The sequence below is a fragment of the Parablastomonas sp. CN1-191 genome, from assembly GCF_049354825.1.
Taxonomy (GTDB): Bacteria; Pseudomonadota; Alphaproteobacteria; order Sphingomonadales; family Sphingomonadaceae; genus Novosphingobium.
Map to the genome: position 1 here is coordinate 592,847 of NZ_CP186480.1, position 13,834 is coordinate 606,680.

General features: G+C 67.5%; 14 protein-coding genes and 1 tRNA gene. 7 read left to right on the top strand and 8 right to left on the bottom strand.

Going from position 1 to position 13,834, the window contains the following annotated elements; genetic code table 11:
* The first annotated feature begins 15 nt into the window (after positions 1 to 15).
* Positions 16 to 711 carry an arylesterase gene (locus ACOYW6_RS02945; RefSeq protein ID WP_423142329.1) on the top strand — a complete coding sequence of 232 codons (696 nt, stop codon included), beginning with the start codon at positions 16 to 18 and terminating at the stop codon, positions 709 to 711.
* On the opposite strand, the gene recF is transcribed toward ACOYW6_RS02945, so the two are convergent.
* Positions 708 to 1,790, bottom strand: a complete 1,083-nt coding sequence (recF, locus tag ACOYW6_RS02950; protein WP_423142330.1) for a DNA replication/repair protein RecF — start codon at positions 1,788 to 1,790, stop codon at positions 708 to 710. The two genes, ACOYW6_RS02945 and recF, sit on opposite strands and share 4 nt — an antisense overlap.
* Positions 1,791 to 2,007: 217 nt before the next feature.
* Between recF and ACOYW6_RS02955 the strand changes: the two genes are divergently transcribed.
* On the top strand, positions 2,008 to 2,148 hold the full coding sequence (locus tag ACOYW6_RS02955) for a hypothetical protein (RefSeq protein ID WP_423142331.1): 141 nt from the start codon (positions 2,008 to 2,010) through the stop codon (positions 2,146 to 2,148).
* Positions 2,145 to 2,360 carry a PspC domain-containing protein gene (locus ACOYW6_RS02960; protein WP_423142332.1) on the top strand — a complete coding sequence of 72 codons (216 nt, stop codon included), beginning with the start codon at positions 2,145 to 2,147 and terminating at the stop codon, positions 2,358 to 2,360. Before ACOYW6_RS02955 ends, ACOYW6_RS02960 begins: the two co-directional genes overlap by 4 nt.
* Positions 2,361 to 2,406: 46 nt before the next feature.
* On the opposite strand, the gene ACOYW6_RS02965 is transcribed toward ACOYW6_RS02960, so the two are convergent.
* Positions 2,407 to 3,129, bottom strand: coding sequence for a queuosine precursor transporter (locus ACOYW6_RS02965; protein WP_423142333.1), 723 nt, complete (start codon positions 3,127 to 3,129; stop codon positions 2,407 to 2,409).
* 56 nt (positions 3,130 to 3,185) lie between these two features.
* Here ACOYW6_RS02965 and ACOYW6_RS02970 point away from each other — a divergent pair.
* Positions 3,186 to 3,262 (top strand) — tRNA-Arg (locus tag ACOYW6_RS02970).
* A 4-nt stretch (positions 3,263 to 3,266) separates the two neighbouring features.
* Here the strand turns inward: ACOYW6_RS02970 and ACOYW6_RS02975 are convergent.
* Positions 3,267 to 4,559, bottom strand: a complete 1,293-nt coding sequence (locus ACOYW6_RS02975; protein WP_423142334.1) for a sigma-54-dependent transcriptional regulator — start codon at positions 4,557 to 4,559, stop codon at positions 3,267 to 3,269.
* Positions 4,556 to 6,283, bottom strand: a complete 1,728-nt coding sequence (locus ACOYW6_RS02980; protein WP_423142335.1) for a sensor histidine kinase — start codon at positions 6,281 to 6,283, stop codon at positions 4,556 to 4,558. The genes ACOYW6_RS02975 and ACOYW6_RS02980 overlap by 4 nt, the downstream gene beginning before the upstream one ends.
* 232 nt (positions 6,284 to 6,515) lie before the next feature.
* Between ACOYW6_RS02980 and dctA the strand changes: the two genes are divergently transcribed.
* From dctA to ACOYW6_RS02995, 3 genes are read left to right on the top strand one after another with little or no spacing between them, the layout of a single operon-like run.
* A complete protein-coding gene (dctA, locus tag ACOYW6_RS02985) occupies positions 6,516 to 7,868 on the top strand; it encodes a C4-dicarboxylate transporter DctA (protein ID WP_423142336.1) in 1,353 nt (450 codons plus the stop codon).
* Positions 7,869 to 7,911: 43 nt separating this feature from the next.
* Complete coding sequence (locus ACOYW6_RS02990) at positions 7,912 to 11,007, top strand: TonB-dependent receptor domain-containing protein (protein WP_423142337.1); 3,096 nt, start codon at positions 7,912 to 7,914, stop codon at positions 11,005 to 11,007.
* Between the two features lie 3 nt (positions 11,008 to 11,010).
* Complete coding sequence (locus tag ACOYW6_RS02995; RefSeq protein ID WP_423142338.1) at positions 11,011 to 11,916, top strand: DUF4886 domain-containing protein; 906 nt, start codon at positions 11,011 to 11,013, stop codon at positions 11,914 to 11,916.
* Here the strand turns inward: ACOYW6_RS02995 and ACOYW6_RS03000 are convergent.
* The 4 genes from ACOYW6_RS03000 to ACOYW6_RS03015 all read right to left on the bottom strand — a co-directional run bounded on the left by ACOYW6_RS03000 (position 11,913) and on the right by ACOYW6_RS03015 (position 13,829).
* Positions 11,913 to 12,701, bottom strand: a complete 789-nt coding sequence (locus ACOYW6_RS03000; protein ID WP_423142339.1) for an NUDIX hydrolase — start codon at positions 12,699 to 12,701, stop codon at positions 11,913 to 11,915. The genes ACOYW6_RS02995 and ACOYW6_RS03000 overlap by 4 nt on opposite strands.
* Positions 12,702 to 12,890: 189 nt before the next feature.
* Entirely contained in the window at positions 12,891 to 13,232 is a 342-nt protein-coding gene (gene grxD, locus ACOYW6_RS03005; protein ID WP_423142340.1) for a Grx4 family monothiol glutaredoxin, read from the bottom strand.
* A 36-nt stretch (positions 13,233 to 13,268) separates the two neighbouring features.
* Positions 13,269 to 13,502, bottom strand: coding sequence for a BolA/IbaG family iron-sulfur metabolism protein (locus ACOYW6_RS03010; RefSeq protein ID WP_423142341.1), 234 nt, complete (start codon positions 13,500 to 13,502; stop codon positions 13,269 to 13,271).
* Between the two features lie 3 nt (positions 13,503 to 13,505).
* Positions 13,506 to 13,829 (bottom strand): DUF1476 domain-containing protein, encoded by a 324-nt coding sequence (locus ACOYW6_RS03015; protein ID WP_423142342.1) that lies wholly within the window; start codon positions 13,827 to 13,829, stop codon positions 13,506 to 13,508.
* Between the last annotated feature and the right edge of the window lie 5 nt (positions 13,830 to 13,834).

Genomic DNA, 13,834 nt, shown 5'->3' on the forward strand with positions numbered 1-13,834 from the left:
CAAGGAGGTTGCGTAATGAAATGGATTGTCCCGGCCCTGGCGGCGTTGACACTGGCCGCTTGCGACAACGCGCCCGAAAAGGCTGCCGACGCGGCGCCAAGTCCGTCGGCAACGGCCACGCCGGGCTCTGCCGCCGCGATGCCGCCCGGACCGGCCAGGCGCATCGTCGCGATCGGAGACAGCCTGTTCGCGGGTTATGGGCTGGCGCCGGGCCAAAGCTATCCGGCCAGGCTTGAAGCGGCGCTGCGCAAGCAGGGGACCGGCGTCACGATCGTCAACGCCGGTGTCTCGGGCGATACCAGCGGCGACATCCGCCGCCGCCTTGCCTTCGTGCTAGACGCGCAGCCGACGCCGCCCGACCTGGTGCTGGTCGAACTGGGCGGCAACGACCTGCTTCGCGGATTGCCGCCGGCCCAGCTGCGCGACAATCTCGATGCTATTCTGACCGAGCTCGACAAGCGCAAGGCCAAGGTGCTGGTGATGGGCATGCTGGCGCCGCCCAATCTCGGGGCCGACTACCGCAGCGCCTTCGATCCGATCTACCCGGCGCTGGCAAAGGCCCACGGCGATGCGCTAGTGCCCTTCTTCCTCAAGGCGGTGATTGCAAAGCCCGAGCTGGTCCAGGCCGACCATGTCCATCCCACCGCCCCCGGCGTCGACGCGATCGTCGCCGAGACGCTGCCGGCGGTGACGAAGCAGCTGGCCGACTAGCCGCGCAGGGCGTGGCCGTCGCGGACCGTCCAGGTGGCGGCTTCGCCGGCGATTGCGGCAAACGGCGCGATCTCGGTCCCTGTCAGCCAGACTTGCCCGGGCCCGTCGCGCAGCCGCTCGAACAATGCGCCGCGGCGCACCGGGTCGAGGTGGGCGGCGACTTCGTCAAGCAGCAGGACCCGCGGCCGCGCCGGGTCCAGCAAGGCGGCATGCGCAAGCACGATCGCGATCAGCATCGCCTTCTGCTCTCCGGTCGAGCAATCGGCGGCGGGACGGTCCTTGCTGGCCATGATCACCGCGATGTCGTCGCGGTGCGGCCCGGTCAGCGAGCGCCCGGCGCCGAGATCGCGGCGCCGTCCGGCAGCCAGCGCATCGCGCAAGCCTTCTTCCGCGATCGGCCCGCCCGGCAGGTAGGCCAGCGCGGGCCGCGCGAACGGTGCCTCGGGCTGCGCGGCCAGCACTGCGCCGAGCGCCTCGCACGTGCGCGCCCGCGCTGCCGCCAGCAGGGTGCCGGCGCCGGCCATCTGCGCCTCGATCGCCTCGAGCCATGCGGCCTCGGGCTCACGCTCGGCACCGAGCAGGCGGTTGCGTTCGCGCAGCGCCGCTTCGTAACGCGCGGCAACCGCGGCGTGACCGGGTTCAAGCGCCAGGGTCAGCCGGTCGAGAAAGCGGCGCCGCGCCGCGCCGCCCTCGGTGAACAGGCGGTCCATCGCCGGGGTCAGCCAGCCGATGCTGAGCCATTCGGCCAGCCGCGCGGCGCTGGTCTCGGCGCCGCTGACGATAACGGTGCGGCGGCCCGGGCGCTCTGGCCGGGTGCCGGTGCCGATCGCCAGCGTATCGCCGCCGGGCAGGCTGAGCGCGGCGCTGACGGCGAAATTGCCCGGTCCGCCGCGCGCGGCGATCTCGGCCAGTTGCGCACGCCGCAAGCCGCGCCCGGGGGCGAGAAGGGATAACGCTTCCAGCACGTTGGTCTTGCCCGCGCCGTTCTCTCCGACAAGCAGGTTGAAGTGGGCCGCGCCGTCCAGCGCGGTGGCGTGGTGGTTGCGAAAATCGGCAAGGGTCAGGCGGTCGAGCACCATTGAGCGCGCTTAGGCGAGGGGGACGGCGCTGTCACCCGCAGGGCCTATCCGAAGTGTTGGGAATTTTCACCAATCCTTGCGTGTTCACCTTGGCGACAGATTTGTCGATCGGGGACGGATTGTCGGTTTTGCGCCGTTTTCGCGGTTTGGCACGGGTCCTGCAATCTACCTGGTACCCACGGCACCCGCCGCGGACCGAACCAGAAGGGGAAATCAAATGTCTGCTTTTTCGAATGCCACCAAGGGCCTCGCCGCCGCCGCTTCGGCTTTCGCGCTGTCGCTGGTCCTGATCGCCGGCACCGTCGCCGTGCCGTCGAATGCCCAGGCCAAGACTGCCTATGTGAGCGCCGTTTCGTGAGCGCGCTCGACCGCCGCGACGCGGTTCGGCCCGCACCCTCGGGCTTCCGCCTGGACAAGGCGAACGGCAAGATGATGGGTGTCTGCGCGGGCATCGCCGATCACTTCGGCATTGATGCCACGCTGGTCCGCCTCGGCTTCGTAGCCGGCGCACTGCTGGGCTTCGGCTCGCTGGTCGTCGTCTACATTGCAATCGGCCTCATCGCCGATTGACCTCGCCGGTGAGGCCCCGTCGCTGATGCGGCGGGGCCCCAACCCCTCAGGCCGATGGCGCCTTCGCGAATGGCGAAAAGTCCGTCCCCCGGTCGAACACGTCGACCCCCTCGCGCCGCTTGAGCCAGCCGACCACCACGTAGGTCACCGGCGTCAGCAGCGCCTCCCACAATACCTTCAGCAACCAGTTAGTGACCATCACGGTCAGCACTTGTGCCGTGGTCCAGTTTCCCAGGAACGCGAGCGGGTAGAAAATCGCGCTGTCGACCGCCTGTCCGAACAAGGTTGAACCAATTGTACGCGTCCACAGCTTGCGGCCGCCGGTTAGGATCTTCATCTTCGCCAGCACGAAGGAATTGACGAATTCCCCGGCCCAGAATGCCACCACCGATGCCGCGACGATCCGCCAGGTGTTGCCGAACACGCTTTCGTAAGCCGCCTGCCCCTGCCAGCCATCAGCCGGCGGAAGCTTCACCACCACCCAGCTCATGAAGGCCATGAACAGCAGCGCGACGAAGCCTGCCCACACGCACCGCCGCGCGTGGGCATAGCCGTAAACCTCCGTCAGTACGTCGCCGATGACGTAGGACAGCGGGAAGAACAGGATGCCCGCGCCGAATGTGTAGCCGCCCACCGCCGCCAGCTTGGCCGCGCCGATCAGGTTCGACAGCAGCAATATAGCGACGAACGCCGCCATGATGAAATCGAAATAGCGGAAATGGCGGCGTGCGCCGTCCACTCCGTCAATCGCGTGAAGGGCCCTGTTCATGGCCGCGACCTAACCCGGTTTGCGCGCTTCGCAAAGTGCCCTAAGGCGGCGCCGACGCGCCCGTAGTTCAACTGGATAGAGCACGAGCCTTCTAAGCTTGGAGTTGCAGGTTCGAGTCCTGCCGGGCGCGCCAGGTTTCAGCGCCGTTGCCTGAGGCCGGCCAGCTCGATGCGGTGGCGCTCGATCTTTTCGTACAGCGTCTGGCGGGAAACCCCTAGTTCGCTGCACGCTGCGGATACGCTGCCCTCGGCGGCCTCCAGCGCCTCGACAATCAACGTCCGTTCGAACGCGGCCATGCGCTTGGCCAGCGGCGGCGCCCCGCGCTCGCCGACCGGCACTCCTCCGCGCGCCAGCCCGAGGACTGCGGAATAGGCGAAATTGCGCAGTTCGCGCCCGTTGCCGGGCCAATCGTACTCCAGCAGGTGGCGGCGTTCGGCGGAGCTGAGGGCGAAACGCTGGCGGCGCGTCTTGTCCATCGCCTCGCCGACGAAGCGCGCGAACAGCAGGGGGATGTCGTCGCGCCGTTCACGCAGCGCGGGAATCCGCAGCCGCACTACGGCCAGCTTGTAGAACAGATCCTCGCGCAGGACGCCGCCGCGCATCGCCTCGTCCAGCGGCGCGCGGCTGGCGACGACCACGCGTGCGAAGCGATCGGCAGCGTCGGGACTCGCATCGCGCGTGTCCAGATACGCGATCAGGCGCGCCTGGGCAGGCGCGGGAAGGGCCTCGATCTCGTCGAGGAACAGTGTGCCGCCGGCCGCGCTGTCGATCAGTCCAGCGCCGCCCGGCTCGGCCGCGAAAAGGCCGTCGCCCAGCGCCGAACAGCGCGCCGCCACGAACGGCCGAAGGGCCCGCGGCGAACGGCGGTGAAGGACGCGCGCAACCGTTTCCTTGCCCGTCCCGCCCTCGCCTTCGATCATCACGTCGAGGTCGAGCATAGCGATCTGGCCGACGCGGGTGCGCAGCACGTCCATCGCTGCCGACGTGCCTACGATCTCTTCCCCGCTGACACTCGCCTGCCGGCGAAGCTCACGATTTTCGAGCACCAGTGCGCGCGAGGCGAGGGCCCGGCGCACCGAAGCCACCAGCTCATCGCTGGAGAACGGCTTGGTAAGAAAATCGAACGCCCCGTCCTTGAGCGCGGCGACTGCCATCGCGACATCGCCGTGACCGGTAACTAGGATGACCGGGATTTCCGCATCCACGGCCCGCAGCGCTGCCGCCAGTTCAAGCCCGTCCATGCCAGGCATGCGGATGTCGGTGACGACGCAGCCTGCGAACGCGCTCGTGATCCTGGCGCGCGCCCGCGCCGCGCCGGAGAAGCCCTGGACCGCAAGTCCGGCGAGTTCGAGCGCCTGGACCGTCGCTTCGCGCAAACAATCGTCGTCGTCGACGAGGATGACCGGCGCAGTTTCCAGATCGGTGCTCATACGGTCCTCAGGGTGACATGAAAGCGGGTGCCGTTCGCACCCGTGGCGTGCAGCGCCAGGTCGCCGCCGAACTCGCGCAGGATATCGCGTGCAATCGCCAAGCCCAATCCCAGTCCGTCGTCGCGGCCGGTGGTGAAAGGGGTGAACAGGCGGTCTCTTATATCGTCAGGAATACCGCGGCCATTGTCCGCCACTTCAACCGTCAAGGTGTCATCCGCGCTCGCGACCCGGCGGATCGCGATGACGGGTTCGGTTACGCCGGCGACGGCGTCGAGCGCGTTCTGCACCAGATTGACGAACACCTGCTCTATCCGCACGCGGTCACCGACCACGCGCGGCACGTCCGCGGCGATGGCATTGTCGATCACGGTGCCGGTGCCGGTGGCGCGATACTGAACCAGCAACAGTGCCGAGGCGACGCCCTCGGCCAGGTCGACCGGCCCGGTGGGCAGCGTGCGCCGCCGCGAAAAGCTTCGAAGTTCGCCGGTGATCCGGCCGATCCGCTGGGTCAGCGAAACGATCTGGTCGAGATTGCCACCGGCGCGATCGACCGCGCCCGAGGACAGGAAAGCGCGCGCGTTTTCCGCGAACGTGCGGATCGCCGCCACCGGCTGGTTGATCTCGTGCGCGACACCGGCCGAAACCTGGCCCATCGTAGCAAGCCGGTTGGCCTGCGCCAGTTCCTCGCGCGACTGGCGAAAGCGTTCTTCGGACCTGCGGCGCAGCGCGGCTTCCTGCCTCAGCGCGTCGTTGGCATCGCGCAGCTCGGCGGTCCGCTCGACCACGCGGGCTTCCAGTTCGCGCTGCGCCGCGCGCTGCAAGGCCAGCCGCTCGCGTTGGCGCACGAACCACAGCGCCACCGCGGCGAGGGCGGCCAGCAGCATCAATACCGCGATCGCCGCGCGCGCTCGTGCCGCCTGGAGCGCGCCCTGGAGGGGAACCAGGGCATCGAGCCGTGCCCCTGCCAGCGTCAGCGGCGTCACCGCCCGGGCATAGCGAACGCCGCCGCTGCGCGCGCCGTCGGCCGTCAGCGCAGCGGGCAGGGGGGCAAGCGGGCTGGCGTCGAACAGGCGCGCACGCTCGATCGCGGCGCGCTCTGCCGGGGGAAGGGGGCGCAGGGTGTGAAAGCGCCAGTCGGACCGACCGCTGACGATGACGATATCGTGCCGGTCGGAAACGAAGCTGGTGCCCTTCTGGGCCGCCCAGGCGCGCTCTATACGGTCGAATTCGATCTTGACGACGATCACGCCGGCGGGCGCGGCGGCGTCGCCGACGCGGCTGGCGATAAACAGGCCCGGGCGCCCGCTGACGGTGCCCAGCGCGAATACCTCGGCATTGCCGCGGCGTATCGCGTCGTTGAAATAGGGCCGGAAGGCGTAGTTCTGGCCGACGAAACTGGCAGGGGTGCGCCAATTGCTGGCGCTCAAGGTGCGTCCGCGGGGTTCGATCACATAGATCGCCGCGGCGCCGGTTCGCTGCGCCAGGAGCTCAAGCTGGGCGTTGACCGCCGCGGGTGACCCGCCCGCCGATCCCAGCAGCCGGACGACGTCGGGATACTGCGCCAGCACGGTGGGGAGCAGGCGAAACTTCTGCAATTCGCTGTCGAAGAGCGCGGCGTTGGTGACCGAAAGCTCGTGCGCCTCGCGCAGGCCTTCGGCCTCGGCCGCGCGCTGGGCCCAGCGCTCGGCCGTGAACGCGCCGGCGGCAAAAAGGGCCAGCGTCAACGCCGCCAGGACGGCGACAGGACGTTCGAATCTCCGAGGTAGGATTGTCATGATTTCCTGACATGTGGGCGAAACAACTGTCAGACATTACCGACATAGAGGCAAGCAACATTGCTTGGCGAAAATAAAAGGTGAGCAAAATCAAGCATCTGAACCCTGTCGTAGGAAGCGTTGACAGTGCGGCGGCGTGGCTTCACCCCGGCCGCAATAACGACAAGCGATCGGGAAGAGCATGAAGGGTGACCTGCAGACCATGAACGAGCCGGCGTCCGGCGCGGCGGCCGTGCGTTGGTCGCGCCACCTCTACGTGCAGGTCGTGGTGGCCATCGCGCTCGGCGTCCTGATCGGCGCGCTATGGCCGCAGACTGGGGCGGCGCTCCAGCCGCTGGGCGATGGCTTCGTGAAGCTTGTCAAGATGGTGATCTCGCCGGTGATCTTCCTGACGATTGCGACCGGGGTCGCCAACATGAGCGGCGCCGGTGCGCTGGGCCGCGTTGCCGCCAAGGCCTTCACGTACTTCCTGGTCGTATCGTCGTTCGCCCTGGTTGTGGGGCTGGTCGTCGCCAACGTCGTCCACCCGGGGTCGGGGCTGAACATCAATCCGGCCACGCTGGATGCCGGCGCTGTCAGCGATTATGCTCACAAGGCCGAAGCGGCGACCATCACCGGATTCCTGCTCGACATCATTCCCGGCACGATGCTGTCGGCGCTGACCGAAGGATCGATCCTGCAAACGCTGCTGGTCGCGGTCCTGACCGGGCTGGCGCTGATGGCCAGCGGTCCTGCCGGGCAAGCAGTGACCCGCGGGCTGGAAACGATCGCGGTGGTGGTGTTCAAGCTGGTGGCACTGGTGATGCGCGCGGCGCCGATCGGTGCCTTCGGCGCGATGGCTTTCACCATCGGCAAGTACGGCATCGGTTCGCTGCTCGCGCTCGGCAAGCTGGTGCTGACGTTTTACGTCACCTCCGCGGGGTTCGTTCTCGTGGTGATGGGGGCGATCGCCTGGGCGAACGGCTTTTCGATCCTGCGCCTGATCGCCTACCTCAAGGAAGAGATTCTGCTGGTGCTGGGCACCTCGTCGTCGGAGGCGGCGCTGCCGCGCCTGCTAGAGAAGATGGAGCGCGCCGGCTGCCCCAAGGCGGTGGTCGGGCTGGTCGTACCGGCAGGCTACTCGTTCAATCTCGACGGTACCAACATCTACATGACGCTGGCGGCGCTGTTCATCGCCCAGGCCATGAACATCGACCTGCCGCTGGGCGAGCAGGTGGCGCTGCTTCTGGTCGCGATGATCAGTTCCAAGGGCGCGGCCGGCATCACCGGCGCGGGCTTCATCACGCTGGCCGCGACGCTGTCGATCGTGCCGTCGATCCCGATCGCGGGGATGGCGCTGATCCTCGGCGTCGACCGCTTCATGAGCGAGTGCCGGGCGATCACCAATTTCATCGGCAACGCGATCGCCACGATCGTGGTCGCGCGCTGGGAAGGCCAGCTTGACCGGGCCGCGCTGGGCCGCGCGCTCAACCGCGGCGAGCCGCTGGGCGCGGAGGCGATGTGCGTGCCCGAACGCGGGGCACCGGCCGACTGAGCCGCAAGATATCGAAACAATAAGACTTCTAGGGAGAGAATAGATGTCCGTTACTCCGATCAAGCTGGTGCTCCTGGCCGGAACCGCGCTGACCGCGGCACTGGCCGCGCCCGCCATGGCGCAGGACGCCGCGCCGGTTCCCGCCGAAGCGGCGCCCACTGCCGATCCTGCCGCCAGCGCCAGCGATGCCGCGACTGCCGAAGGCATCGTTATCGTCGGCTCGCGCATCGTCGGCGCCAAGGTGACCGACGCGCTGCCGGTCGTGGTAGCCGATGCCAACAAGATCGACGCCATCGGCGCGGTCAGCGGTGACGAACTCATTCGCTCGATCCCGCAGATGGGCGACGTTACGTTCAACCCGGGCAATAACGCGCAGACCAGCAACGCTGCGCGCGGCGATGTCGGCTCGGTCAACTTGCGCTCGCTCGGCGTCGGCAACACGCTGGTACTGCTCAACGGCCGCCGCGTGGTGACGCACCCGGCCAGCCAAGGACTTTCGGACACCGGCACGGTCCCGGTGCTAAGCTACAATTCGAACGCCATTCCCACCACCGGGCTGCAGCGGCTGGAGGTCCTGCTCGACGGCGCCGCCGCGCTCTATGGCTCGGATGCGGTTGCCGGCGTGGTGAACACCGTCCTCAAGGACAATTACGACGGCGTCCGAACCCAGCTGCAGTACGGCTTCGCCGAGGGAACAAGCCTGAGCGAGTTCCAGGCCAACATGCTGGCGGGCAAGAACTTCAGCCGCGGCAACATCACGCTGGCGGTCGAGTACACGCAGCGCGAGGCGCTCGACGCGGCGGACCAGGACTACACCGCGTCGGCAGACCTGCGGCCTCTGTTTGCCGATTATCCCGCTTTCGCCAGCTCGACCACGCCCGACGGCCGCGCGACCCGCGGCGCCTGGCCGGCGCTGCAGGTGCCCGTCACCAGCGGCCGCCCGCGGCTGGGGAGCACCAACCTGACGACCGCTGCCGGTTCGTTCACGATTCGCCCGACCAGCCTGGGCGGCTGTTCGGCCCAGCTTGGCAACGGGCTGTGCCTGGTCAACACAGCGCTGGCGACCACCGGTGCATTTCGCGATCTTCGCTACGACACCGCAATCGGCACCACCGTTCTGCCCGCGGTCAAGCGTGTGAACGCCTTTGCCAACGGGCATTACGACCTGACTGACGGGCTGACCCTGTTCGGGGAGCTCGGCTATTATCACTCCGACACGCAGCGGCTGCAGCCGGCGGTCATCAACCTCAACAAGATCTACATTCCCGCCAGCAATTACTACAATCCGTTCGGACCGACCACGATCAACGGTCAGCCGAATCCGAACCGCTTGCCGGGACTTACGAACGTGCCCGCCGCCGGCCTTCCGGTGTTGCTGTCCACGTACCGCTTCGTCGACGCGGGGCCGCAGACGGTCAACGTGACCGGGTCGCAGTTGCGTGCGCTTGTCGGCCTCAAGGGCGACACGCTTGGCTTCAAGTGGGACAGCGCGGTGACTTATTCCGAAGCAACCGCGGACGACAGCTCGTTCGCGGTGCGCAGTTCGGCCCTCCAGAAGAGCCTCGCGCTGTCGACCCCGGATGCCTACAACCCTTTCAACGGCGGCTGCCTCAACCAGCTCAGCTACGGCGATTGCACGCCCAGCTCGGCGGCGGCGCTGGAGGCGATCGGGTTCCAGCTCAAGCGCCACAGCAAGACCACGCTGCTGATGGGCGATTTCCGCGCCTCGAATTCCCATCTGTTCGAGCTGCCCGCCGGTCCGGTCGGCATGGCGCTGGGCGGCGAAGTGCGGCGTGAGACCCAGCGTGACGACCGCGACGCTGCGGTCGACGGGTCGAGCCCGTTCGTCGATGCCGTATCAGGCGAAGTGACGGTCAGTGATGCCGCCGCGGTCAGCGACAATCCCGATACCTATGGCGCCCGAACCGTCGCGGCTGCCTACGCCGAGCTGGCGGTCCCGGTCGTCTCGCCCGAAATGCATGTGCCGCTCATGCGCAGCTTCGACCTGCAACTGGCCGGCCGGTTTGAGCATTACAGCGATTTCGGCAGCGTCGCGAAACCAAAGGTCGCCGCCGCCTGGGACGTCGTCGACGGGCTGCGCCTGCGCGGTTCCTATTCGCAGGGGTTCCGCGCGCCTAACCTTGAGCAGGTCAACGCAGTCGAATACGCACGCCTGTCGACCACGCAGGACTTCTATCGCTGCGAAGCGGACCTGCGATCGGGACGGATCGCGAACTTCACCGCCTGCGGCAACAACGTCGGCTACTCGCGCCGCGTCTCGGGCAACCCCAACCTAAAGCCGGAGACCAGCACCAACACCAACTTCGGCGCGGTGCTGACGCCGAAATTCTTCGACTCCGTCGGCAAGGTGACTTTCACGGTCGATTACTGGACGATCAAACAGAAGGGCATCGTCGGCATCCTGGGCAACGATACCGCCATCGCGCTCGACTACCTGCTGCGCCAGCAGGGTTCGTCAAACCCGAACGTGATCCGCGCCCCGGTCAACGCAGATGACGCGGCGTTCTTCGCGGCCAGCGGCCTGGCGCCGGCGGGCCAGATCATCACCGTGCGCGACCAGTTCATCAACCTGCAGCCCCAGACCGTGCGTGGCATCGATTTCGGGTTCTACTGGGATACGCCGCACACGTCGGTCGGCAAGTTCGAGCTGGCGGTCAACGCCAGCCGGCTCCTGAAGTTCTCGCGCGATCCCGGCGATGCGGTCGACCAGCTTATCGCAGCGCGCGATGCGGGCCAGATTAACCCGGCCACGCCGCTGCCCGAGACGCAGGACCTGATCGAGGCGGATGGCCGCCCCAAGTGGCGTGGCACGGCGTCGCTAACGTGGTCGCTCGGCAACGTGCAAGTTGGCGCGCTGGCGCGCTACACCGGGGCGGTGGACGAGCGCGGCTTCGTCGACGTCAACGGCAACCCGTGGCGGGTCCATTCGCAGGTCACCGGCAACCTCTATGCGCAGGTGCGAATCCGCGACCGCGCGCTGGGCGGCGACATGCGCTGGCGGTTGGGCGTGCGCAACATCACCGATGCCAAGCCGCCGCTCACCTCCAGTGGCTATCTCGGGTCGCTGTACCTGCCTTATGGCCGGTACTGGTACACCTCGGTCACGACGGAGTTCTGAGTGATGACCACACCGCCCCGCGCGCTCGCCGCCGTCCTTGCAGCCGCTTGTCTGACTGTTGCCAATTGCGCTCCGGCAGCGCCGCCGGCCTCGACGCCGGCCGCCGTCGCGGCGCCGCTGCAAGTGCTGTTCGTAGGCAACAGCTTCACACAAGGCGCGCACTCCGCGGTGCGCAACTGGCGCGCCGACACGGTGACCGACCTTGCCGGCGGCGGCTATGGCGGCGTGCCCGCGCTGGTGAACCGCTTTGCCGCCGAGGCTGACCGGCCGATGAAGATCGCGCTGGAAACGCAGGGCGGCAAATCGCTGGCATTCCATCTGGCTGAGCGTCGGGAGCTGATCGATCGCAGATGGGATGTTGTCGTCCTTCAGGAATTCAGCACGCTGGATGCCAAGGCGCCAGGCAACCCCGCCAGCACGATCGCCGCGCTGCGCGAGATTGTGGCGCTTCTCAAGGCGCGCAATCCGGCGGTGCGGATTTACCTGATGGCGACCTGGTCGCGCGCCGACCTCGTCTACCAGCCCGGTAAGCCGTGGAGCGGTAAGCCGATTGAGCAGATGGCGCTCGACCTGCGCGCGGCGTCGGACCGCGCGGTGCGCGAAGTGCCGGGAATCGCCGGAATCATCCCGGTCGGACAGGCATTCAATCGCGCGATGGCAGGCGGCGTCGCGGACCCTAATCCCTACGACGGGATCGCCCCGGGGCAACTCGACCTGTGGACATACGATCACTACCACGCCAGCGTCGCAGGCTACTACCTCGAGGCGCTGGTGACCTTCGGGCTGCTGACCGGGATCGATCCGGCCAGCCTTGGCGCCGCGGAAACCGCGGCCGACGAGTTGGGGTTGTCGGACGACCAGGCCAAGGCGCTCCAGGCCGTAGCCCGCGCGCAGCTTGCCGCCGGCTAGGCCCGCCGCACGCTACCGAGGGGTTCGGCGGTGACCGGGTAGCCGGCATCTTCCGGGATGCAGAGCTGGCGTTGTTTGCCGTTGGTGACGACCTGCGGCGTGATCAGCCGTGACGGATACTGCGCCACGTGCGCGCGAGCAGCGGCGAAATCGCCGAACTGCGCGAGCCGTTCCAGGTTGCGGCGCGTCGGGAAAATGACCTCGATGCGGCCCTCGTCGGCAAGGTCCAGGGCGCCTTGCGCGGTAGCCCAGAACAAGTGCGTGTTTTCGGTCCGGTCGACGGCAATCTCGACCGCGCCTTTCCCAAGGTCGGTCAGGTAGAAACGGGTGTCGAAATTGCGCATGCCGGCATGATCGGGGCGCCAGCGCGCGAAAGGCACCAGGGCCTGCAGATCGAGCGTCCAGTCCATGGCCGACAGCACGATGCCCAGTTCGCCGACGTCGGCCAGAAGCGCACGCGCGCCACGCGCCGCGGCTGCATCGACGGGGGCGGTTAGCCCGGTGACGAGGCCGGTTTCCTCCAACGTTTCACGAATGGCGGCGATGCGCGCGGCGCTGTCAGCCAGGTCGTCCTCGTCTGCGTCGCCAAGCGTGCGGGCCAGCTCGAAATCGGCTGGGTCGATCCGCCCGCCGGGAAAGACGGCGGCACCCCCGGCGAATACCAGGGCCGAGGATCGCTCAACCATCAACAGTTCGGGCGCCCCGCCTCCGGGCGCGCGGCGGAAAACCACCAGCGTGGCGGCGGGGATGGCGGGCGAAACGTCGGCGCTGGCAGTGTCGCTCATCGCGCGAGTGTCGGGAAACTTGACGGACGGGCCTCTGGCACGACCATCGAACACTGCGGCGTTGGCTGATTTTCGATGATTTTGTGAAACTGGCACGATCGGTGCATTGGATTATGCACCCCCAAAGCAGTCTCGTATCGAGGCGGGGCCGCACCGTCTCCGCGGCTCCGCCTCCCCCGAGACACCGGCTCAGTTAGCCGCGCCGGGGACATCCTCGACCAGCTTGTGCAGTTCACCGGCTTCGTACATTTCCATCATGATGTCGCTGCCGCCAACGAACTCTCCCTTGACGTAGAGCTGCGGAATGGTCGGCCAGTCGGAATAGGCCTTGATGCCCTGGCGGATTTCCATGTCCTGCAGCACGTCCACGCTTTCGAACGGCACTCCGACATGCTCCAGGATGGCGATTGCGCGGCTTGAAAAGCCGCACTGCGGAAACAGCGGCGTGCCCTTCATGAACAGGACGACGTCGTTGGATTTGACGATCTGATCGATACGGGCGCTGGCAGGATTCGCGGGGACGTCGGACATGGTGGGTGCTTTCTTTGCCGTGACGGCTTCGAGGATTCAGGTGGGCACGGCCGTGGTCAGTTGCAAGGCATGGAGCACGCCCCCCATGCGCCCGCCAAGCGCGGCATAGACCGCCTTGTGCTGCGCTACGCGGCCCATGCCTTCGAACTGCGGGGCGATCACGTGGGCAGCGTAATGGTCGCCGTCGCCGGCGAGGTCGGTGATGGTCACCGCGGCGCCGGGAAGCGCGGCCACGATCATTGCCTCGATTTCGGCAGCGGCCATCGCCATGGCCTAGACCCCGCCCATCAGTGCGCGGCGGGCCTCGACCTCGGTCGCTTCCAGCGCGGCGCGAACTTCGCCATCGTCCGCGTCGATGCCGGCCATCGTCAGGTCGCCAAGCAGTTTGCGGACCACGTCTTCGTCGCCCGATTCCTCGAAATCGGCCTGGACCACCGACTTGGCATAGGCGTCCGCCTCTGCAGCGTTCAGGCCCATACGCTCGGCCGCCCACATGCCCAGCAGGCGATTGCGGCGGGCGTGGATACGAAAGGCCATGTCCTCGTCATGCGCGAACTTGGCTTCCTCGGCGCGCTCACGGTCACGAAAATCGGTCATCGGAG